General features: G+C 74.6%; 19 protein-coding genes. 10 read left to right on the top strand and 9 right to left on the bottom strand.

Going from position 1 to position 21,497, the window contains the following annotated elements; translation table 11 throughout:
• Nucleotides 1-38 precede the first annotated feature (38 nt).
• Both KDL28_RS10585 and KDL28_RS10580 read left to right on the top strand, forming a co-directional pair.
• Nucleotides 39-1,667, top strand: a complete 1,629-nt coding sequence (locus KDL28_RS10585) for an acyl-CoA synthetase (protein ID WP_252437296.1) — start codon at nucleotides 39-41, stop codon at nucleotides 1,665-1,667.
• 1 nt (nucleotide 1,668) lies between these two features.
• Nucleotides 1,669-2,772 (top strand): NAD(P)H-dependent flavin oxidoreductase, encoded by a 1,104-nt coding sequence (locus KDL28_RS10580; RefSeq protein ID WP_252437295.1) that lies wholly within the window; start codon nucleotides 1,669-1,671, stop codon nucleotides 2,770-2,772.
• Nucleotides 2,773-2,849: 77 nt separating this feature from the next.
• On the opposite strand, the gene KDL28_RS10575 is transcribed toward KDL28_RS10580, so the two are convergent.
• Together KDL28_RS10575 and KDL28_RS10570 are read right to left on the bottom strand one after the other, a co-directional pair.
• Entirely contained in the window at nucleotides 2,850-3,959 is a 1,110-nt protein-coding gene (locus KDL28_RS10575) for an acyl-CoA dehydrogenase family protein (protein ID WP_252437294.1), read from the bottom strand.
• Between the two features lie 25 nt (nucleotides 3,960-3,984).
• Nucleotides 3,985-5,142, bottom strand: a complete 1,158-nt coding sequence (locus KDL28_RS10570) for an acyl-CoA dehydrogenase family protein (RefSeq protein ID WP_252437293.1) — start codon at nucleotides 5,140-5,142, stop codon at nucleotides 3,985-3,987.
• Nucleotides 5,143-5,293: 151 nt separating this feature from the next.
• Between KDL28_RS10570 and KDL28_RS10565 the strand changes: the two genes are divergently transcribed.
• Nucleotides 5,294-6,175 (top strand): 3-oxoacyl-ACP reductase, encoded by an 882-nt coding sequence (locus KDL28_RS10565; RefSeq protein WP_252437312.1) that lies wholly within the window; start codon nucleotides 5,294-5,296, stop codon nucleotides 6,173-6,175.
• A gap of 40 nt (nucleotides 6,176-6,215) precedes the next feature.
• Here KDL28_RS10565 and KDL28_RS10560 read toward each other — a convergent pair whose 3' ends face one another.
• Together KDL28_RS10560 and KDL28_RS10555 are read right to left on the bottom strand one after the other, a co-directional pair.
• Entirely contained in the window at nucleotides 6,216-7,421 is a 1,206-nt protein-coding gene (locus tag KDL28_RS10560; protein ID WP_252437291.1) for an MFS transporter, read from the bottom strand.
• Nucleotides 7,422-7,431: 10 nt separating this feature from the next.
• Nucleotides 7,432-8,160, bottom strand: a complete 729-nt coding sequence (locus KDL28_RS10555) for a GntR family transcriptional regulator (protein ID WP_252437289.1) — start codon at nucleotides 8,158-8,160, stop codon at nucleotides 7,432-7,434.
• A 92-nt stretch (nucleotides 8,161-8,252) separates the two neighbouring features.
• On the opposite strand from KDL28_RS10555, the gene mtnA reads away from it, so the two are divergent.
• From mtnA to KDL28_RS10525, 6 genes are all read left to right on the top strand, one after another.
• A complete protein-coding gene (gene mtnA / locus KDL28_RS10550; RefSeq protein ID WP_252437288.1) occupies nucleotides 8,253-9,290 on the top strand; it encodes an S-methyl-5-thioribose-1-phosphate isomerase in 1,038 nt (345 codons plus the stop codon).
• A gap of 35 nt (nucleotides 9,291-9,325) precedes the next feature.
• Nucleotides 9,326-10,456 carry a substrate-binding domain-containing protein gene (locus tag KDL28_RS10545; protein WP_252437286.1) on the top strand — a complete coding sequence of 377 codons (1,131 nt, stop codon included), beginning with the start codon at nucleotides 9,326-9,328 and terminating at the stop codon, nucleotides 10,454-10,456.
• 53 nt (nucleotides 10,457-10,509) lie between these two features.
• Nucleotides 10,510-12,030 (top strand): sugar ABC transporter ATP-binding protein, encoded by a 1,521-nt coding sequence (locus KDL28_RS10540; RefSeq protein ID WP_252437285.1) that lies wholly within the window; start codon nucleotides 10,510-10,512, stop codon nucleotides 12,028-12,030.
• Complete coding sequence (locus KDL28_RS10535; protein ID WP_252437284.1) at nucleotides 12,031-13,125, top strand: ABC transporter permease; 1,095 nt, start codon at nucleotides 12,031-12,033, stop codon at nucleotides 13,123-13,125. It abuts the gene before it with no gap.
• Between the two features lie 22 nt (nucleotides 13,126-13,147).
• On the top strand, nucleotides 13,148-14,407 hold the full coding sequence (gene mtnK / locus KDL28_RS10530; protein WP_252437282.1) for an S-methyl-5-thioribose kinase: 1,260 nt from the start codon (nucleotides 13,148-13,150) through the stop codon (nucleotides 14,405-14,407).
• A gap of 90 nt (nucleotides 14,408-14,497) precedes the next feature.
• Nucleotides 14,498-14,992: an FBP domain-containing protein gene (locus KDL28_RS10525; protein ID WP_252437281.1), complete on the top strand. Its 495-nt coding sequence runs from the start codon at nucleotides 14,498-14,500 to the stop codon at nucleotides 14,990-14,992.
• Between the two features lie 10 nt (nucleotides 14,993-15,002).
• On the opposite strand, the gene KDL28_RS10520 is transcribed toward KDL28_RS10525, so the two are convergent.
• Entirely contained in the window at nucleotides 15,003-16,376 is a 1,374-nt protein-coding gene (locus KDL28_RS10520; RefSeq protein WP_252437280.1) for an L-serine ammonia-lyase, read from the bottom strand.
• A gap of 105 nt (nucleotides 16,377-16,481) precedes the next feature.
• On the opposite strand from KDL28_RS10520, the gene KDL28_RS10515 reads away from it, so the two are divergent.
• Nucleotides 16,482-17,156 (top strand): GntR family transcriptional regulator, encoded by a 675-nt coding sequence (locus tag KDL28_RS10515; RefSeq protein ID WP_252437278.1) that lies wholly within the window; start codon nucleotides 16,482-16,484, stop codon nucleotides 17,154-17,156.
• A 20-nt stretch (nucleotides 17,157-17,176) separates the two neighbouring features.
• Here KDL28_RS10515 and KDL28_RS10510 read toward each other — a convergent pair whose 3' ends face one another.
• Genes KDL28_RS10510 through KDL28_RS10495 form a run of 4 tightly spaced genes read right to left on the bottom strand, consistent with a single transcriptional unit; the run spans nucleotide 17,177 to nucleotide 21,491 of the window.
• Complete coding sequence (locus KDL28_RS10510) at nucleotides 17,177-17,794, bottom strand: trimeric intracellular cation channel family protein (RefSeq protein ID WP_252437277.1); 618 nt, start codon at nucleotides 17,792-17,794, stop codon at nucleotides 17,177-17,179.
• A gap of 34 nt (nucleotides 17,795-17,828) precedes the next feature.
• The gene (locus KDL28_RS10505; RefSeq protein ID WP_252437275.1) at nucleotides 17,829-18,428 is read right to left on the bottom strand and encodes a sarcosine oxidase subunit gamma; all 600 of its coding nucleotides are present in this window, start codon (nucleotides 18,426-18,428) and stop codon (nucleotides 17,829-17,831) included.
• Entirely contained in the window at nucleotides 18,421-21,213 is a 2,793-nt protein-coding gene (locus KDL28_RS10500; protein ID WP_252437274.1) for a 2Fe-2S iron-sulfur cluster-binding protein, read from the bottom strand. Before KDL28_RS10500 ends, KDL28_RS10505 begins: the two co-directional genes overlap by 8 nt.
• On the bottom strand, nucleotides 21,210-21,491 hold the full coding sequence (locus tag KDL28_RS10495) for a sarcosine oxidase subunit delta (RefSeq protein ID WP_252437272.1): 282 nt from the start codon (nucleotides 21,489-21,491) through the stop codon (nucleotides 21,210-21,212). Before KDL28_RS10495 ends, KDL28_RS10500 begins: the two co-directional genes overlap by 4 nt.
• Nucleotides 21,492-21,497: the final 6 nt, after the last annotated feature.

Here is a 21,497-nt window from a genome sequence, read left to right as displayed (position 1 = left end):
GGATTGTCGCGAACGATAACAGGTTCTAGTTTGGCCGGATGGCGGCCAACATCGCGGATCTCGTTGAGCATGCTGTGGACCTGGTGCCGGAACGGGTCGCGATCATCTGCGGCGACCGGCGCGTCACCTACGCCGAACTCGAGCAGCGGGCCAACCGGCTGGCCCACCACCTGGCCGAACAGGGCGTCGGTCCGGGCGCGCACGTCGGCTTCCAGTGCCGCAACTCCATCGAGGCCCTGGAAACGATCATCGCGGCGTACAAGTTGCGCAGCGTCCCGGTGAACATCAATTACCGGTGGCTCGAGAACGAGTTGCACTACCTCTACGACAACGCCGACCTGGTCGCCCTGGTCCACGACAGCAGCTTCACCGAGCGGGTGCGCGCCGTGCTGCCGTCGGTGCCCGCGCTGCGCCACGTCATCGTGCTCGACGACGGCGAAGGCCCCCCGGTGGACGGCCACGGCGTCGACTACGAGCAGGCCCTCGCCGCCTCCCGGCCCGACCGCGACTTCGACGAGCGCAGCGACGACGACGTCTACATCCTCTACACCGGTGGCACCACCGGGCACCCCAAGGGCGTGATGTACCGCCACCGCGACGTGTGGTGCGCGCTGGGCGGCGGCATCGACTTCTTCACCGGCGAGCCGCTGGCCGACGAGTGGGTGCAGTCGCGCACCGGCAAGGACGCCGCCCTGGTCCGGATGAGCCTGGCCCCGCTGATCCACGGCGCCGCGCAGTGGGCGGCGCTGCAGGCCCTGTTCACCTGCGCCACCTTCGTGCTGACGCCCCGGTTCGACCCGCACGCCGTGTGGCGCGCCGTCGACGAGCACAAGGTGAACATGCTGACGCTGGTCGGCGACGCGATGGCCCGCCCGCTGATCGAGGCCTACCACGAGGGCTCCTACGACGGCTCGTCGCTGTTCTCGATCTCCAGCCAGGCCGCGCTGTTCTCGCCCTCGGTGCAGCGGCAGTTCCTGGAGGCCTTCCCCAACGCCGTGCTGACCGACGCGATCGGTTCGTCGGAAGGGGGCTTCAACGGCATCCAGATGATCACCAAGGACGGCGTGTACACGGGCGGGCCGCGGGTCACGGCGGGCCCGGACGTCCTCGTCATCGACGACGACGGCAGGCCCGTCGAGGCCGGGTCCGGGGTGATCGGCAAGATCGGGCGCGCCGGCCCGATCCCGATGGGCTACTACAAGGACCCGGAGAAGACCGCGGCGCTGTTCGTCGAGGTCGACGGCACGCGCTACGTGGTGCCCGGCGACTTCGCCCGCGTCGAGGAGGACGGCACGGTGACCATGCTCGGCCGGGCCAACACCTCGATCAACACCGGCGGGGAGAAGGTCTTCCCCGAGGAGGTGGAGGGCGCGCTGAAGTCGCACCCGGACGTGTTCGACGCGCTGGTGATCGGCGTGCCCGACGAGCGCTTCGGGCACCGCGTCGCCGCGGTGATCGCGCCCCGACCCGGGGCCGACCTCGACCCGGCCGCGCTGGACGCCCACGTCCGCGCCCTGATCGCCGGCTACAAGGTGCCGCGCACGCTGTGGCTGGTCGACGAGATCGGGCGGCTGCCCAGCGGCAAGCCCGACTACCGGTGGGCGCAGCGCCACGCCGCCGAGCACGAGCCGGTCCCCGAGGCGGGCGGCGCGGCGGTGGGGACCTGACGTGCGGACCGAGCTGTGCGACCGCTTCGGCGTCGAGCACCCGATCGTCGGGTTCACCCCGTCCGAGCACGTGGCCGCGGCGATCAGCCGGGCCGGCGGGCTGGGCGTGCTGGGGTGCGTGCGCTACAACGACGCCGCCGACCTGGAAGCCGCGCTGAGCTGGATGGACGCCAACACCGACGGCCGGCCCTACGGCGTGGACGTGGTGATGCCCTCGACCGTCCCGACCGAGGGCACCCAGCTCGACCTGTCCGAGTTCATCCCCGCCGAGCACCGCGCCTTCGTCGAGCGCACGCTGGCCGACCTCGGCGTGCCGCCCCTGCCCGACGACGAGCGGGCCGGTGGCGGCGTGCTGGGCTGGTTGCACTCGGTCGCGCGCTCACACGTCGACGTGGCCCTCAAGCACCCGGTGCGGCTGATCGCCAACGCGCTGGGCTCGCCGCCGCCGGACGTGATCGAGCAGGCCCGCGCGTGCGGGGTGCCGGTGGCCGCGCTGGCCGGCACCGCCGAGCACGCCCGCCGCCACGTGGCCAAGGGCGTCGACGTGGTGGTGGCCCAGGGCTACGAGGCGGGCGGGCACACCGGAGAGATCGCCTCGATGGTGCTGCTGCCCGAGGTGGTCGACGCGGTGGGGGAGCGGGTGCCGGTGCTCGCGGCCGGCGGGATCGGCAGCGGGCGCCAGATCGCGGCGGCGCTGGCGCTGGGCGCGCAGGGCGTGTGGATGGGGTCGGCCTGGCTGACCACCGCCGAGTACACCCAGGGCCTGGCCGCATCGGCCACCCAGCAGGCGCTGCTCGCCGCCACCTCGGCCGACACGGTGCGCTCGCGGATCTACTCCGGCAAGCCGGCCCGGCTGCTCAAGACGCGCTGGACGCAGGCCTGGGCCGCGCCGGACGCGCCGGAGCCGCTGCCCATGCCGCTGCAGAACATCCTGGTCAGCGAGGCGCACGAGCGCATCCAGCGCTCAGCCGACCCGGAGGTCGTCGCGATGCCGGTCGGGCAGATCGTCGGGCGGCTGAACGAGGTCCGCCCGGTCGCCGAGGTCGTGGCCGACCTGCTCGCCGAGTTCGACCGCACCCTCGACCGCCTGCACGCGCTGCGCTGAGCACCCTGCGCCGAGCCCGTCCGGCGGCCCCCTCCCCGCCGGCCCGGGTTCATGAAGGTGGCCTTCCTGAACTTCGGTCACGCCCGGGCGAGGAGGTCGCCGAGGGTGCGCAGCTGGGCCGTCGCACCGCCGAGGGTGAACTCGTTGCGCTTCGCCGCGGTGAAGTAGCGGTGCACGTGGTGGTCGAGGTCCAGGCCGACGCCGCCGTGGACGTGCACCGCGGCGTGCGCCACGCGGTGCCCGCCGTCGGCGGCCCAGAACTTGGCGGTGGCCACGGCGGCGTCGGCGGGCCGGCCGGCGTCGAGCTGCCACGCGGCCTGCCACAGGGTGAGCCGGATCGCCTGCACGTCGACGTAGGCGTCGGCCAGGCGCTGCGCGACGGCCTGGAACGCCCCGATCGGCCGGTCGAACTGCACCCGCGTGCGGGCGTAGGAGGCGGTGAGCTCCAGCGCCCGCTCGGTGACGCCGAGCTGGGCCGCGCACAGCGCCACCGTGGCGCGGGCGGTCAGCCAGGCCGTCACGGCCGCGGCGGCGCCGACCCCGCCGAGCACGCGGTCGGCGTCCAGCTCGACGCCGGTCAGCTCGATCCAGCCCGCGTCGTCGCCGTCCACCATGGACTGCGTCGCCACCGCCACCCCGGCGTCGCCGGTCTCCACGACGAAGACGGTCGCGCCCTCGTCGGTCGCGGCCGGGACGAGCACGGCGTCGGCGACGGGGCCGGCCGGCACCGTGGCCACGGTGCCGGTGAGGGTCCAGCGCCCGTCCGGGCCCCTGGTCGCCGCGGCCGGCTGCGCGCCGTGCGGGGCGCCGTCGAGCGCGGCGGTGAGCACCAGCCGCCCGGCGCCGGCCGGTGCCGCCCACCGGGCGCGCTGGGCGTCGTCGCCGAAACGGGCGACCGCCGCGGCACCCATCACGATCGAGGCGAGGTAGGGCACCGGCGCGACGGCGCGGCCGAGCTCGACGGCCACGCTGCACTGCTCCAGGACGCCCAGGTCGTCGCCGCCCGCGGCGGCGGGCAGGGCGGCGGCGAGCACGCCCGCCCCGGCCAGGGCCGACCACAGCTCCCGGTCGAACCGCTGCGGTGCGGCGTCGAGCTCGCGCAGCCGCTCGGGGGTGACGCGGTCGGCCAGGATCTCGCGGGTCAGCGCGGCGAGGTCGGTCTGCGCCTCGGTGGGGGAGAAGTCCATCGCGGTCCGTCCGTTCCGGTCGGGGTCAGCGGCGGAAGGGCAGCCCGAGCGCGGTGGCGGCGATCATGTCGCGCTGCACCTCGTTCGTCCCGCCGCCGAAGGTGAGGATCAGGCTGGAGCGGTGCATGCGCTCGATGCGCCCGCCCAGCACGGCGCCCGGCGAGCCGTCGCGCACGCAGGCCGCGGGGCCGAGGACCTCCATCAGCAGCCGGTAGGCCTCGGTGGCCAGCTCGGTGCCGTAGAGCTTGGTGGCCGAGGCCTCCGCCGGGCCCGCGTCGGTCTGCGCCGCGGCGATCCGCCAGTTCATCAGCTTGAGCGCCTCGGCCTTGGCGTGCACCCGGGCCAGGTGCACCCGCACCCACTCCTGGTCGAGCGCGCCGGTCTCGCGGGCCCACTCCAGCACCGCGTGCAGCGCGCTGATCAGCGGCGCGGCCCCGGTGAGCGCCACCCGCTCGTGGTTGAGCTGGTTGGTGATCAACCCCCAGCCGCGGTTCTCCTCCCCGACCAGCGCCGTGCGCGGCACCCGGACGTCGGAGTAGTAGGTGGCGCTGGTGGTCACCCCGGTCATCGTGCGGACCGGCGTCCAGGAGAAGCCCGGGGCGTCGGTGGGCACGATGAGGATGGACAGGCCGCGGTGGCGGGCGGCGTCGGGGTCGGTGCGGCAGGCCAGCCAGACGTAGTCGGCGTGGTCGATCAGGCTGGTCCACATCTTCTGGCCGTTGATCACGTAGTCGTCGCCGTCGCGGACCGCGCGGGTGCGCAGCGCGGCCAGGTCGGTGCCCGCGTCGGGCTCGGAGTAGCCGATGGAGAAGTGCAGCTCGCCCGCCGCGATCCGGGGCAGGAAGAACGACTGCTGCTCCGGGGTGCCGAAGCGCATGATCGTCGGGCCGATCGTGTTCAGGGTCAGGAACGGCACCGGCGCCCCGGCCACCGCCGCCTCCTCGGCGAAGACCAGCTGGTCGGCCGCCGAGCGCTGCTGCCCGCCGAACTCCTTGGGCCAGCCCAGCACGAGCCAGCCGTCGGCGCCCATCTGCCGGACCACGTCGCGGTAGGCCGTGCCGTCGCCGTAGTCGCCCGAGCCCGAGGCCAGCGCGGCGCGGCGCGCGGGGGTGAGCAGCTCCCCGAAGTAGCGGCGCAGCTCGGCGCGCAGGTCCTCCTGCTCGGGGGTGCTCGCGACGTGCATCTGACCTCCCGGATGAAGTGGAACAGGTTCTACAAACCTTAGGTGGGAAGCCGTCGGCGGTCGATGGTCAATCCTGGACGCGGTCGAGAACGCGTTCTAGTGTGGGCCGGTGCCGGACGAGGGAGCGCGCGTGGACCGCACACCGGGGGCGTTGAGCCTGAGCGGCAAGGTCGCGGTCGTCACCGGGGCGGGCGCCGGGCTGGGCCGGGCCGAGGCGCTCGCGCTGGCCGGCGCGGGCGCCGACGTCGTCGTCAACGACGTCGACCCCGCCGCCGCGGCGGTGGTCGAGGAGATCGAGCGGATCGGCGCGAAGGCCGTCCTCGTGGCGGGCGACGTCGGCGAGCGGGCCACCGCCGACGCGCTGGTCGCCACGGCCCTCGACCGGTTCGGCGGCCTGCACGTCGTGGTGAACAACGCCGGCGTGCTGCGCGACCGGATGCTGTTCAGCATGTCCGACGAGGAGTGGGACCTCGTGGTGCGGGTGCACCTGCGCGGGCACTTCCTGCTCTCGCGCAACGCCGCCGCGCACTGGCGGGCGCAGTTCAAGCAGACCGGCGCGCCGGCCCACGGGCGCATCGTGAACAGCACCTCCGAGGCGTTCCTGCTCGGCTCCGTCGGCCAGCCCAACTACGCCGCGGCCAAGGCCGGCATCGCCGCCCTGACCGTCTCCTCCTCCCGCGCCCTGCGCCGCTACGGCGTCACGGTCAACGCGATCTGCCCCCGCGCCCGCACGGCGATGACCGCGCAGGTGTTCGGCCCCGCCCCGACCGAGGGCCCCGACCCGCTCTCGCCCGACCAGGTCGCCCCGCTGGTCGCCTACCTCGCGACACCGGCGGCCCGGGGGATCAGCGGCCAGGTCTTCGTCGTGCACAGCGGCATGGTCGCGCTGATGGCCCCGCCGACCGTCGAGCGCCGCTTCGACGCCACCGGCGACGTGTGGACCACAGCCGACCTCGACGCCGGGCTCGGCGCCTACTTCGCCGACCGCGACCCGGAGCGGACCTTCGCCTGCACGGACGTGCTCGACCTCTGACGCCGCGGATCGCGACGCCGACCGGCCCGGTCCGACGGGGTCAGCGCGGCGCGGACGCGCGGCGGGACAGCACCCCCGCGGTGACCACGACGAGCAGCCCCGCGGCCGGGACCACGAGAAGGCCCAGCCGCAGGCTGCTCGCGTCGGCGACCGCGCCCACCACGGGCGGGGACAGCAGGAAGCCCAGCCGCATCAGCCACGACACGACGGTGAGCCCGGTGCCGGGCTTGAGCCCGGGGAGCTCGTCGGCCTCGTGCATGGCCGCGGGCACCAGCGTCGCCACGCCCAGCCCGGCGGCGGCGAAGCCGAGGATCGTGCCGGGGACGGTGGGCACCGCGAGGGCCAGGCCCATGCCGGCCGCGGCCACCAGCCCGCCCGCGCGGGCGACCGCGCGCTGCCCGAACCGGTCGACCAGCCGGTCGCCGCCCAGGCGCCCGACGAACTGGGCGCCGACCAGCGCGATGTAGCCCCAGGCCGCCACCGCGGCCGGGGCGGAGAGCGAGTCGGCCAGGTAGAGCGCGGCCCACGAGTTGCCCGCGTCCTCCACGACCGTGCCCGCCGTCGCGATCACCACCAGCGCCGCGACGACCAGGACGGTGCGGGTGCCGAGGGTCCCGGTCCGCGCGCGCGGGTCGCCGGTCGCGTCCGGGGTCGGCTCCACCTCCGGGCCGGGCAGGCAGAACCGCAGCGCCACCAGCGCGACGACCGCGAACAGGGCCGCGGAGATCGTGAGGTGCACGCCGCGCGGCAGCCCGGCGGCGATCGCCGCGGCGGCCATCACGCCGCCGGTCACCGCGCCGATCGACCAGATCGCGTGGAACGAGTTGATGATCGAGCGCCGGTAGCGGCGCTGCACCCGCAGGCCGTGGGCGTTCTGCGCGACGTCGGTGACGGCGTCCATCGCGCCGGCGAGGAACAGCGCGCCCGCGAACACCCAGACCGCGGGCGCGACCCCGGCGGCCAGCGCGCCCGCCCCGGTGAGGAACGTGCCCGCGGTGGCCACCCGGGCCGACCCGAAGCGGCGCACGAGCACCCCGGCCGCCAGCCCGGCCACGATCGCGCCGGTGGGGAAGGCCGCCACCGACAGCCCGTAGGCGGCGTTGCCGAGGCCGAGGTCGTCCTTGATCTGCGGGTAGCGCGGGATGAGGTTGGCGAACAGGGCGCCGTTGGTGAAGAACAGCGCCGCGACGGCCGCCCGGGCCCGCCGGTCGGCGAGCCCGGGGCCGGCCTGGGGTTCGACGTCCACGGTCGCGGGATCAGTTGGTCCGCAGCACCACGAACTGGAACCGGCCCTCGACGAAGTAGGTGCGGCTGTGGGCCACGGCGCTGCCGCGCCGGCTGAAGTGCACCTGGTCGAGCAGGACGTAGAGCCCGGGCACCGGCTTCTGCGGGCCCCAGCCGATCGTCTCGTCGCTGATGGCGTGCACCTCGGCGAGGGCGCGGGCGGGCATCAGCCCGGCCGCGTCCAGGGTGCCGAACAGGCTCCCCGCGCCGAGCTGCTCGACCAGCTCGTCGGGGAAGCCGGCCAGCGGGACCACGTCGTAGGAGTAGGCCACCGCCCGCTCGTCGGCGAGGATCATCCGCTCCACGGCGAGCACGTCCTCGCCCGCGGCGATGCCGAGCTTGGCGGCCTCGCCCGGGGTCGCCGGGCGCCGCTGCCGCGCGTGGCGCTCCATGCGCGGCTCGTGGCCCATCTCCCGGATGGTGTCGCTGATCGAGCGCAGCTCCTGCAGGCCGGCGCGGATGCCGGCGCCGAAGTCGCTGACGAACGAGCCGGAGCCGTGCCGGACGTCGACCAGGCCCTGGGCCTCCAGCGTGCGCAACGCGGTGCGCACCGTGACCCGGGAGACCTCGTAGTGGCGGACCAGCTCCGCCTCGCTGGGCAAGCGCTCTCCCGGCGCGTACTCCCCGGACATGATCCGGGACCGCACGTCCTCGGCCAGCCTGCGGGCCAGCGAGGTGCGGGCACCCAACGACGTCGACACGGGCCCAGCGTAACGGTTGACAGTCGTCCTACATCTCCCTAGCGTGCGGGTCCGCGGAAGTTGTAGGACGACTGACAGATCCGGGAGGCGACGTGCCGGTCAGGACGGTGGAGTGGCTCGAGAGGCCGGTCCCCGCCGTGCGGTTGATCGACCAGACCCGCCTGCCGGTGGACGAGGTCTACCTCGAGGCCACCGACGTCGACGCGCTGGTCGACGCGATCGCGCGCCTCGCCGTGCGCGGCGCACCCGCGCTGGGCGCCGTCGGTGCGCTCGGCGTCGCGGTGGCCATGGCCCAGGGCGAGCGCGACGGCTGGGACGACGCCCGGCTGCGCCACGAGATCGCCCGCCTGCGCGACGCCCGCCCGACCGCGGTGAACCTCGCCTGGGCCGTCGACCGCGTCCTGCCGCTGCTGCCCGACGGGCGCAGCGCGGTGCTCGCCGAGGCGCTGCGGGTGCTCGACGAGGACGAGGCCGCCAACCACTCGCTCTCCGAGCAGGGCGCCGACTGGCTGCTCGCGCGCTGCCCCGAGCGCCCGCTGCGCGTGCTCACCCACTGCAACACCGGGACGCTGGCCACCACCGCCTGGGGCACCGCCCTGGGCATCGTCCGCGAGCTGCACGCGCGCGGGCGGCTGGAGCTGGTGCACGTCGACGAGACGCGCCCGCTGCTGCAGGGCTCCCGGCTCACCGCGTGGGAGCTGGCCGCCGACGGCATCGACCACGTCGTGCAGGTCGACAGCGCCGCGGCGGGGGCGATCCTGCGCGGGCTCGTCGACGCCGTCCTGATCGGCGCCGACCGCATCGCGGCCAACGGCGACACCGCCAACAAGGTCGGGTCCGTCGGGCTGGCGCTGGCCTGCGCCGACGCCGGCATCCCGTTCGTCGTCGCCGCCCCGTGGTCCACGGTCGACCTGGCCACCACCGACGGCACGGGCATCGCGATCGAGGAGCGCGGTGCCGAGGAGGTCGTCGCGTTCGGCGGCGTGCCCACCGCCCCGGCGGGCAGCCGGGTGTTCAACCCGGCGTTCGACGTCACCCCCGCCCGCCTCATCGACGCCGTCGTCACCGAACGCGGTGTCGCCGAACCGAAGATCCGCCCCGATATGTCTGCGGTCCACCAGCCCCTCTGAGAAGGCGCCCACCCCCGAAGGAAGATGTCGAAAAGATGTCAAAGACGACACTCGTGACGCGCGGTCGGGCCACGGCCCGGGCCGTGGCCGCCCTGCTGGGCTCCGCCCTGCTGCTCGCCGCCTGCTCGCAGGACCTCGGCCCGAGCGGGTCCGCGGCCCCGCCCCCGGAGACGGCCGCGGTCGGCGAGGCCACCGGGCAGAAGCCCGCCCCGTTCGACGGGGCCGAGCCGGTCAAGATCGCGATCGTGCAGAACAGCGGCGCCGGCGACTACTTCCAGCAGTGGACCAACGGCGCCCGCCAGCAGGCGCAGGCGCTGGGCATGGAGATCCAGGTCTACGACGCCCAGGCCGACAACGCCCGCCAGGCCACCGACATGCAGACCGCGATCGGCTCCGGCGTCGACGCGATCATCGTCGACCACGGGCAGTCCGACACGATGTGCCCGCTGATCAACGACGGGCTCACCGCGGGGCTGCCGGTCGTCATCTACGACGTCGAGATCAGCGCCTGCGCCCCGGAGGCCGTGGAGACGGCCCAGGACGACGCGAACCTGGCGAGCCTGATCCTGGACAAGATGAGCGAGGACATCGGGCCGAACCAGCCGGTCGGCTACGTCAACGTCCTGGGCATCGCCCCGCTCGACCGCCGCAACGCGGTCTGGGAGCAGGTGCGCGCGCAGAACGCCTGGGACCAGAAGTTCTTCGTCGGCGAGTTCACCAACTCCGTCGCCACCGACAACGCCCAGCTGGTCGACGCGGCGCTGAAGGCGAACCCGGGGGTCGCCGGCATCTTCGCGCCCTACGACGAGCTGACCAAGGGCACGGTCTCGGCGGTGCAGCAGAACAACCTGCAGTCCCAGATCAAGGTCTACGGCGTGGACATCTCCACCGCCGACATCGAGGTCATGACGGCCGAGGGCAGCCCGTGGGTCGCCACCGCGACCACCGACCCCAACGCCATCGGCGCCGCCGTGGTCCGGGTGACCGCGCTGGAGCTGGCCGAGCAGCTCGACTCCCGCGAGGTCGTCTTCCCGGGGACGCTGGTGACCCAGGACCTGCTCAAGCAGAACGGCATCCAGAACCTCGACCAGCTGCGGGCCAAGCTGCCGGAGCTGAACATGACCGGGGTCGCCACGGCCGACTGGATCCCGGTCGTCTCCTTCTGACGGGCGGCGTCCGGACGGACCGAGCGGCGGGCGGATCTGAAGGCGATGGTCTAGTGGCGACGATCGAGCTGCACGACGTGCGGCACGCGTTCGGCGGCAACCCGGTGCTGCGAGGGGTGAGCATCGAGTGGGACGCCGGCGAGGTGCTCGCGCTGATGGGCGCCAACGGCGCGGGCAAGTCCACGCTGATCAAGGTGCTGGCCGGGGTGCACCCCCTGCAGCACGGCCGGATCAGCGTGGACGGCGCGTCGCCCGACCCGGCCGACGGCCCGCAGGCCGCCCGCCGCCTCGGCATCGAGACGGTCCACCAGCGGATCGACGAGGGCGTGGTCCCCGGCCTGTCGGTGGCCGAGAACCTGCTCTTCGAACGCATCGCGCAGGGCGACCTGCCCGCCGTCGGCTCGCTGCGCCGGCTGCTGCCCGCCGCCCGCGAGGTCGCGGCGGGCCTCGGGCTGGACTGGAGCGACGCGGTCCTGCGCGGTGACGTCCACGAGCTCGGCATCGCCGACCAGCAGCTCGTGCTGCTGGCCAGGGCGCTCTCGCGGCGCCCGAAGCTGCTGGTGCTCGACGAGCCGACCTCGGCGCTGTCGGGAGCGGAGACCGAACGGCTCTTCGGCGTCATCGACGACATGCGCCGCGGCGGGGTCGCCGTGCTCTACGTCTCGCACCGCATCGGGGAGATCGAGCGGCTGGCCGACCGGATCGCGGTGCTGCGCGACGGCAGCATCCGCTCCGAGCAGACCCGGCCATACGACTGGCAGGCCGCGGTGCGCGACATGCTCGGCGAGCGGGGCGCCCGCGAGCTCGCCGAGGTCCACGACCGGCGCGGCGACGAGGTCGCGCTGGAGCTGCGGGGGGTGCGGCTGTTCGCCGGCGCCGCCCCGTTCGACCTGGAGCTGCGCCGCGGCGAGGTCACCGGCGTCGTCGGGCTGCTCGGCGCGGGCAAGAGCGAGCTCGCGATGGGCGTGTTCGGCGCCGAGCCCTTCGCGGCGGGCACGATGCGCCTGGGCGACGAGCCCTACGCGCCGACGTCACCGGCCGCGGCGGTGGCGCGCGAGGTCTACCTGGTGCCCGAGGACCGGGCCGCGCAGGCGATGCTGCCCGGCTGGTCGATCGCGCGCACCGCGTCGCTGCCGTTCCTGCGGGCGCTCTCGCCGCGCGGGGTCCTGCGGCGCGGGGAGGAGCGCGCCGACGGGCGCGACGTCATCGACCGCTTCGACGTGGTCGCGTCCTCGGAGGACCAGGGCGTCGACGCGCTGTCGGGCGGCAACCAGCAGAAGGTCGTCGTGGGGCGCTGGCTCCGCGGGCAACCGAGGGTGATGCTGCTCGACGAGCCGTTCCGCGGCATCGACATCGGGGCCCGCCACGACCTGTCGCGCCGGGTGCGCGAGCTGGCCGCGGGCGGTTCGGCGGTGGTCGTGCTGGCCGCGGACGTGGACGAGGTGCTGGAAGTGGCCGACCGGGTGGTCGTGCTGGCCGAGGGCGTTCCCCGGCTGGATGCGCGCACCGCCGGGGTCAGCCGGGATCTGATCGTCGCCCGGATGGCGGCGCTCGACGGAGAGGACGTGGCCTGAGTGGCGCTGCCGGAGGTGGACGGGAGCGGGGCGAAGCAGACCGCGCCCGGGCCCGACAAGCAGGCCGTGGCGGTGGCACGGCCGTCAACGGGAGCGGGCGTGCGCGAGTTCGCCGTCCGCTACGGGTTCATCGCGATCACGGTGGGGCTGTTCGTCTTCTTCGCCGTCTCCGAGGAGAGCTTCCGGCAGCCGAGCACGCTGTTCTCGATGCTGAAGTTCGCCTCGGTGGTGGCCGTCGTCGGGCTCGGGGTGACCCTGACGATGGTGGTGGGCGGGCTCGACCTGTCGGTCGGCTCGGTCGCCGGCATGTCGGTGACCATCTCGGCGATGGCCATGGTGTTCTACGCGCAGGTCGGCGGCGTGGCCATCGCGGTCGTGCTGCTCGCGGGCGCGCTGGTCGGGGCGCTGAACGCGCTGCTCATCGTGGTGCTGCGGATACCCGACCTGCTCGCCACGCTGGCCTCGATGTTCGTGATCATGGGGCTGAAGCTGGTGCCGGTGGACGGCCAGTCGGTGTCCTCGGGCATGGTGCTGCGCGACGGCAGCGTGGCCCCCGGCCGCTTCACCCCCGACTTCCTGGCCATCGACCGGGCGTTCCTCGGTCCGGTGCCGCTGCCGGTCGTCATCGTCGGCCTGCTCGCCGTGGGCACCTGGTTCTTCCTCAACCGCACCCGCTGGGGCCGGCTGATGTACGCGGTGGGCGCCAACCCCGAGGCCGCGCGGCTGGCCGGGGTGCGGGTCGGTCGCTACCGCGCGCTGGCCTACGTGCTGTCCGGGGTGTTCGCCGCCATCGGCGGGCTCATCCTGTCCTCGCGGATCGGCCAGGGCGACATCAGCGCGGGCAACTCCCTGCTGCTCGACGCCGTCGCCGTGGCGCTGGTAGGCACCTCGGTGCTCGGCCTGGGCCGGCCCAACGCCTGGGGCACGATCCTGGGCGCGGTCCTGATCGGCATCCTGATCACCGGCCTGACGATCACCGGCTTCCCCTACTACGGCCAGGACATCGTCAAGGGGATCGTGCTGCTGCTGGCCCTGCTGTTCTCGTTCACGCTGTCGCGGCGCCGCTCCCGGTACGCGCCCGCCGCCGTCATCTGAACCAGCCATCCGAGGAGCGACGATGACGACCACGCAGACGGCGCTCGACGCGCCCTACGAGCTGCTCACCCCGGAGACCGCGCCCGCCTACGTGCGCTCCCGGCCCGCGCTGCACGAGCACATCGACGGCGGCGACATCCGCTCGGTGCGCGAGATCGGCGACGGCAACCTCAACCTGGTGTTCATCCTGGCCGACGGCGCCGGGCGCGGGCTCGTGCTGAAGCAGGCCCTGCCCTACGTGCGCCTGGTCGGCCCGAGCTGGCCGCTGGGGCCCGACCGGGCCCGCCACGAGGCCGAGTCGCTGCGGCTGCACGGCAGGCTCGCCCCCGGGCTCGTGGCCCGGCTGCACGACTACGACCCCGACCGCTACGTCCTGGCCATCGAGGACCTCTCCGACCACCGCGTCTGGCGCACGGCGCTCAACGACGGCCTGCGCCACGACGGCGCGGCCGAGGCGATGGGCCGCTACGTCGCCGCCGTCGCCTTCGGCACCTCGGTGCTGGGCATGGACGCGGCCGCGCGCGCGGCCACCCTGGCCAGCAGCGTCAACCCCGAGCTGTGCCTGATCACCGAGGACCTGGTGTTCACCGAGCCCTACGTCGACGCGGGGCGCAACAGCGTGCTGCCGGCCAACGAGGGCGACGCGGCCGAGCTGGCCGCCGACCGCACGATGGTCGATGCCATGGGCCGGGCGAAGTGGACGTTCATGACGCGGGCCGAGGCGCTCGTGCACGGCGACCTGCACACCGGCTCGGTGATGGTGCGCGCCGCCGACGGCGAGCAGGGCCCGGTCGACTCGGCGAAGGCCTTCGACCCCGAGTTCGCCTTCTACGGCCCGGTGGCGTTCGACCTCGGCGCCCTGTGGGGCAACTACGTGATCGCCGCGGCCCGGGCCACCGCGCTCGGCGACGACGAGCGCGCCGCGTGGGCGCTGGGGCTGTGCGCGCGCACCTGGGACGCGTTCGAGGCCGAGTTCCGCCGGCTCTGGACCGACGGGCGCGTCGACCCCCGCATGTTCGGCGACGACCTGCGCGAGCACCTGCTCGGCACGTGGCGCTCGGAGGCGTGGCTGTTCGGCGCGGCCAAGATGACCCGGCGCATCGTCGGGCTGGCCAAGACCACCGACATCGAGACGCTCCCGCCCGAGCTGCGCGAAGGCGCCGCGCGGGGGGTGCTGCGGACCGCGCGGCGGTGGGTGCGCGAGCGGGAGGTCGACAGCGCGCCGCGGCGGGCGGAGGAGGTCGCGGGGGAGCTGCTGGGGGAGGCGGCGACCCGCGGCTGACCCCGTGGCGGCGCTGATGCGCAGCGCAATCCGGAGGCGGGTGGTCGCCGCGCTGCCTAGGGTGGAGGCGACCCCGACGACGGACGGACGATGACCCGGACGACCAGCACCGAAGCCCGCATCCGCGGCGCCATGGCGAACTCGACCAAGGGCGAGGCGGCCCGGATGACCCTGCCGGCCTGGGTGCGCGACCTCGACCTCGACTCCGTCGACGACGTGCTGGGCTGGCGCGACCCGAAGGCGCCCGAGCGCGGCGTCCTGCTCGTCCCCGGCGCCGACGGGCCGGTGGGGATCATGCTGCGGGCGGGGGAGCGGGGCGCGCGCACGACCGCGATGTGCGCGCTGTGCCGCACCACCCACGCCCCCGGGCGGGTGGAGCTGTTCGTGGCCCGGCGACCCGGCCCCGCCGGTCGCAACGGCGACACCGCGGGCACCTACGTGTGCGGCGACCTCGCGTGCGCGGAGCACGTGCGGGTCGAGAAGGCGACCGCGGCGCGGAAGCCCACGCCGGGCACGGACGTCGAGCAGCGCCGGGCCGGTCTGCGCGAACGCGCCCAGGAGTTCGTCAGCGCCGTGCTGGGCTGAGCCGGCGGGCTCAGCACTCCACGATGTTGAGCGCGAGCCCGCCGCGAGCGGTCTCCTTGTACTTGTCCTTCATGTCCGCGCCGGTCTCGCGCATGGTCTTGATCGCCTTGTCCAGCGACACGTGGTGGGTGCCGTCGCCGCGCACCGCCATCCGGGCGGCGGTGATGGCCTTGACCGAGGCGACGGCGTTGCGCTCGATGCACGGGATCTGCACCAGGCCGCCGACCGGGTCGCAGGTCAGGCCCAGGTTGTGCTCGATGCCGATCTCGGCGGCGTTCTCGACCTGCTCGGGGGTGCCGCCCAGGACCTCGGCGAGCGCGCCGGCGGCCATCGAGCAGGCGGAGCCGACCTCGCCCTGGCAGCCGACCTCGGCCCCGGAGATCGAGGCGTTCTCCTTGAACAGCAGCCCGATCGCGCCCGCGGTGAGCAGGAACCGCACCACCGCGTCGTCGTCGAAGGAGGGCAGGAACGTCGCCGCGTAGTGCAGGACCGCGGGCACGATCCCGGCCGCGCCGTTGGTCGGCGCGGTGACCACGCGCCCGCCCGCGGCGTTCTCCTCGTTGACCGCGAGCGCGGAGAGGGTGACCCACTCCATGGCGTGCAGCGGGTCGGTGCGGTCGGCGTCGGCCTCCAGGCGCTCGCGCAGCCCCGCGGCGCGGCGGCGGACCTTCAGCCCGCCGGGGAGCACACCGCCGGTGCGGGTGCCGCGCTCGATGCACTCGCGCATGACCGCCCAGATGCGCAGCAGGCCTTCACGGATCTCGTCCTCATCGCGCCGGGCCAGCTCGTTGGCCAGCATGACGTCGCTGATGCGCAGCCCGGACTCGCGGGTCAGCGCGAGCAGCCCGTCGCCGGTGGTGAACGGGTAGCGCACCGGGGTGTCGTCCGCGACCAGGACCGGGCGGCCGGCCTCGTCCTCGTCGAGCACGAACCCGCCGCCGACCGAGTAGTACTCGCGGCGCTCGATCTCGGTGCCCTCGGCGTCGGCGGCGGTGAAGACCATGCCGTTGGAGTGGAAGTCGAGCCGCTTGCGGCGGTGCAGCACGACGTCGTCGTCGACCGAGAAGTCGATCTCGTGGGTGCCGACGAGCCGCAGCCGCCGGTCGGTGCGCACCGCCTCGACGGCCGGGCCGGCCGCGGCGGGGTCGACGAGGTGGGGCTGCTCGCCGGACAGGCCCAGCACCACGGCCTTCACCGAGCCGTGGCCGTGCCCGGTGGCCCCGAGCGACCCGAACAGCTCGCAGCGGACCGCCGCGGTGCGCGCGAGCAGGCCGGACTCCCGCAGCCTCGTGGCGAACAGGAAGGCCGCGCGCATCGGCCCGACCGTGTGCGAGCTCGACGGGCCGACACCGACCTTGAACAGGTCGAACACCGAGACGGTCATGTCGCTCCTCTGCCGTGCGCCGGTGATATGTCAGGTCATTCCGATTGGTACATCAACTGGATGTCGCTGTCGCTACGGATGGTTCGCACGTACTACGATGCCGGGGTGACCGCCGCCCCGCAGGAGCACGCGACGGCGCCGCCGGCGCCGACATCGCTGGCCGACCAGGCCTACACCGCCATCCAGGACCGGCTGATCATGCTGGACATCCCGCCGATGGCCCCGATCGACGACGCCGCGCTGAGCAGCTCCCTGGGGGTGGGGCGCACGCCGGTCCGCGAGGCGCTCAAGCGCCTGGAGGTCGACCGGCTCGTGGTCGCCTACCCCCGTCGGGGCACGTTCGCCACCGGGGTCGACATCACCGACCTGGCCTACATCTCCGAGATCCGGGTGCAGCTCGAACCACTGGCCGCGCGCCGGGCGGCCGAGGTGGCCGGGTCCGGCATGCGCACCGAGCTGGCCGAGCTGGCCGAGGCCACCGGCGGGCTCGACGCCGGGGCGGTCGACCGCACCGAGCTGATGCGCTGGGACCTGCGCGTGCACCGGGCGATCTACCGCGCGGCGGGCAACCCGCACCTGCAGGACACCCTCGTGCGCTACCACAACCTGGCCACGCGCATCCACTGCCTGTTCCTCGACCGCCTCGCCCACGTCGACCGGCACGTGGGGGAGCACGCCGGGCTGCTGCGCGCGATCGCCGCCGGCGAGGCCGACACCGCGGAGACGATCAGCCGCGACCACGTGACCGGGTTCGAGCGGGCCATCCGCGCGGTGATCTGAGCCCGCCCCGACCGGCCCCATCACGGCCGGTCCCGCGGCGCCGGGGGCAGCGGGGCGTTCCAACCCCGCAGCATCGCCACGATCCGCACGGCGAGCACGAGACCCGCGGCGCCGATCGCCACCGGGACGGGCGGCAGCCCCATGTCGTGCCCGACCACCACCACGGCCGCGCCGAGCAGGGCCGGGACCGCGTAGACCTCGCGCCGCAGCACCTGCGGCACCTCCCCGACCAGGACGTCGCGGATGACGCCGCCACCGATCGCGGTGATCAGCCCGACCACGACGGCGGTGACGCCAGGGGCGCCCGCCGCCAGCGCCGCGCCGGACCCGGCCGTGGCGAACAGGGCCAGCCCGAAGGCGTCGGCCCACTCGATGGCCCGCCGCAGCCGGGTCACCCAGGTGTGGAAGGCGAACACCAGCAGCCCGACGACGACGGGGGCGAGCAGGTAGGGCCAGCGGCGCAGGCTGGTCGGGGGAGTGAGCCCGAGCAGGACGTCGCGGATGACGCCGCCGCCCAGCCCGGTCAGCACGGCCACGGTGACCACGCCGAACAGGTCCAACCGTGCCGCGACCCCGGCCAGCGCGCCGGAGGCGGCGAACACGGCGATGCCGGCGAGGTCGAGGACCGTCAGGAGCATGGGTGGTGCCGCCCGAGCTCGGCGCCGGGCGCCATCAGAGCGCCGCGGCGGGGCCGGGCGGCTCGAACTCGACGGCGGCGTCGAGCAGCCAGTCGGCCAGGTAGCCGGCGAAGGAGGGCCGCACCAGGATCCGGTAGTCCTCGCCGCGGTCGTCGAGGGCCAGCAGCACGACCCCGACCAGCCCGAGCGTGGTCTGCGCGCTGCGGCCCGCCCCGAACACCGACGGGTGCAGGTCCAGGGCGCAGCCGGTGGCGAGCAGGGCGCGGGCGTGGCGCCCGCGCAGCCGCACGGCGGTGCGCTGGGCCGAGACGTCCACGGCGGCGCCGTCGTGCGGTGCGACCGCCGCGCGCAACGCCGCCTCCAGCGCCTCCGGGCGCTCGTCCGCGTCGCTGACCAGCCACTCGTCCGGCCCGAGCCAGACGACCTGGCCGCCGGGGCGGGCCACCCAGGTGTTCGGCTCCAGCGGCAGCGCGACGCCGACGACCCCGGTCGCACTCGCGACGGCGCCCTCGGGCACCCGCAGGTCGGCCAGCGCGACGTCCGGCTCCGCGACGATCTCCAGCCCCTCGGGCAGCCGGGCGAACGCGTCCTCCCGGTGCCGCAGCACGGGGCTGCGGTGCAGCGTGTCAGCCATCGCGACGGTTCCCTTCCGGGTCGACCAGGACCGAGGAGGTGATCTCGGCGGGGACGAGGGCGTCGCCGACCGGCACGTGCACGACGTCACCGACCCGCTGCCGCCCGCCCTTGACCAGGGCCAGCGCGAACGGGCGCCCGAGCGCGGCGCTGCGGTAGCTGGAGGTGACGTGCCCGAGCATCGGCACCGGCGGCGCGGGCAGCGCGCCGTCCGGGCAGAACTCCACCACCTGCGAGCCCTCCGGGATCTTGGTGCGCGCGTCGGTGGGCAGCAGCCCGACCAGCTGCTTGCGCAGCGGGTCGGTGTTCTCGGCCCGGCTGAAGGAGCGCTTGCCGATGAAGTCGGACTTCTTCTTCGACACCGCCCAGGCCATCCCCAGGTCGTGCGGGGTGACGGTGCCGTCGGTGTCCTGCCCGATGATCGGGTAGCCCTTCTCGGCCCGCAGGACGTGCATGGTCTCGGTGCCGTAGGGGGTGATGCCGTGCTTCTCGCCGGCGGCGAGCAGCCGCTCCCACACGGCGGGCGCGTACCAGGCGTTGACGTTGACCTCGTAGGCCAGCTCGCCGGAGAAGCTGATCCGGGCGACCCGGACCGGCACCCCGTCCAGCTCGGTGTCGCGCCAGCACATGAACCCGAAGGCGTCGTTGGAGACGTCGAGGTCGGCGAAGAGCCGGCTGATCACATGGCGCGAGCGCGGCCCGACGACGGGGAAGACCGCCCACTGCTCGGTGACCGAGGCCAGGTGCACGCGCAGGTCCGGCCACTCGGTCTGCACCCACTCCTCGAGCCAGTCGAGGATCTTGGCCGCGCCACCGGTGGTGGTGATGACCGTGAAGCGGTCCTCGGCCAGGCGCAGCACGGTGCCGTCGTCGATGACCATGCCGTCGGGGCCGCACATCACGCCGTAGCGCACGCGCCCGACGGCCAGGTTGCTCATCATGTTCGTGTAGACGCGGTCGAGCAGCACCGCGGCGTCGCGGCCCTGCACGTCGATCTTGCCGAGGGTGGAGCCGTCGAGGATGCCGACGCCGTCGCGCACGGCCGCGCACTCGCGCAGCACCGCGGCCTCCATGTCCTCGCCGGGGCGCGGGTAGTAGCGCGGGCGCTTCCACTGGCCGACGTCCTCGAACACCGCGCCCGCCCCGACGTGCCAGGCGTGCAGCGCGGTCGTCCGGACGGGGTCGAACAGCTGCCCGCGCTCGCGCCCGGCCAGCGCGGCGAACGCGACCGGCGTGTACGGCGGGCGGAAGGTGGTGGTGCCGAGGTCCTCGATCGGCACGCCCAGCAGCTCCGCGGTGATCGCCGAGGCCAGCACGCCCGAGGTCTTGCCCTGGTCGTGCGCGGTGCCGATGGTCGTGTAGCGCTTGACGTGCTCGGCGGAGCGCATGCCCGCGCCCACGGCGCGGGCGATGTCGGCGACGGTGGCGTCGCGCTGGACGTCGACGAACTGGCGGTCGTGCGGGCCCTCGACCCGCCAGACGATCGCGCCGGGGGTGCGCTCGGGCTCCCCGTCCGCCGACGGCGGCCGCTCGCCGCTCGCGCCCTCGCGCAGGCAGCCGGCCAGGTCGAGGGTGCCGTTCGCGGCCCCGACGACCGCGACCCCGTCGAGGTCCTCGCCCGGCCGGAACGCGCCCAGCGCCGGGTCGTAGGCCAGGGTGCCGCGCACGTGGCTGAACAGGTGCGCGGTGGGGTTCCAGCCGCCCGAGACGGCCAGCAGGTCGCAGCCGAGCACCGTCCGGGCGCCGTCGGCGCCGGTGACGACCGCGGCGCTGACGCGCCCGTCGCCCGGCGCGCCCTCGGTGCCGGCGACCAGCGAACCGGTCAGCACCGGGATGCCGCGGTCGGCGGCCGCGCCCGCCCAGTGCGCAGGCGCCTGCGGGCGGGCCTCCACGACCGTCACCGCGGCGCCGGCGTCGGCCAGGTCGACCGCGGCAGCGTAGGCGGCGTCGTCGCCGGTGAACACCACGACCTCGCGGCCGGCCAGCACGCCGTAGCGGTGCAGGAGATCGCGCGCGGAGGCGGCGAGCAGGATCCCGGGCCGGTCGTTGTCGGCGAAGACGATCGGGCGCTCGTGCGCGCCGGTGGCGATGACGGTGCGCCCGGCCCGGATCCGGTGCACCCGCTGGCGGGACAGGGTGCGCGGGGCGTCGGCGCCGAGGTGGTCGGTGCGGTGCTGCAGGGCGAGCACGAACCCGTCGTCGTAGCGGCCGAAGGCGGTGGTCCGCTGCAGGTGCGCCACCTCGGGGTGGGTGGCGAGCTCGGCGACGACATCGGCGACGAACTCCCGCGACGGGCGGCCGTCGATGCGTTCGGTGCCGGTGAGCGAGCCACCGGGCTCGGGCCGGTCGTCCAGCAGCGCCACGCGCTCGCCCCGGCGGGCCGCGGCCCGCGCGGCCAGCAGCCCGGCCGGCCCGGCCCCGACGACCAGGGTGTCGACGTGGTGGTGCATGCGGTCGTAGCGGGCGGTGTCGGCGACCTCGGCGAGGCGGCCCTGCCCGCCCAGCCCGCGGGCGACCAGCCCGTCGACCAGCTCGACCGTGGTGGCCAGCAGCATCGGCTCCGGGAAGGGCTCCTCGACCTGGACCAGGCCGGTGGCGTCCTCGGACCAGGCGGCGCTGATGCCGCGGGGCCGCCCGAGCGTGACGCTCGACCCGATCCGGTGCACGCCGTTGGCCAGCAGCGCCGAGGCCAGGGTGTCGCCCGGGTGCCCGGTGTAGCTGCGGCCGTCGAAGGTGAAGCCCAGGGTGCGCGAACGGTCGATCCGCCCGTATCCGTCGACCCTCACGACGCCACCTCCGGGCGGGCCTCGCCCGGCTTGTAGACGGCGAGGAACCGGTAGGTCCGCGTGTCGCGCACCGCGTTGAACCAGCGCCGGCAGCCCGCGCTGTGGCTCCACCGCTCGGCGAAGGCGCCCTTGGGGTTGTCGCGGAAGAAGACGTACCGGGCCCACTGCTCGTCGGTGAGCGCGGCGGGATCGTCCGGGTAGGCGACGTGGGCCTGCCCGCCGTAGTGGAACTCGACCTCCTCGCGGGGGCCGCACCAGGGGCAGCGGATGAGTTGCACGGTGGT

This window comes from Pseudonocardia humida (genome assembly GCF_023898865.1).
Taxonomy (GTDB): Bacteria; Actinomycetota; Actinomycetes; order Mycobacteriales; family Pseudonocardiaceae; genus Pseudonocardia; species Pseudonocardia humida.
Note: the sequence above shows the minus strand (reverse complement) of the source record. Positions and strands in the feature narration are given on the sequence as shown.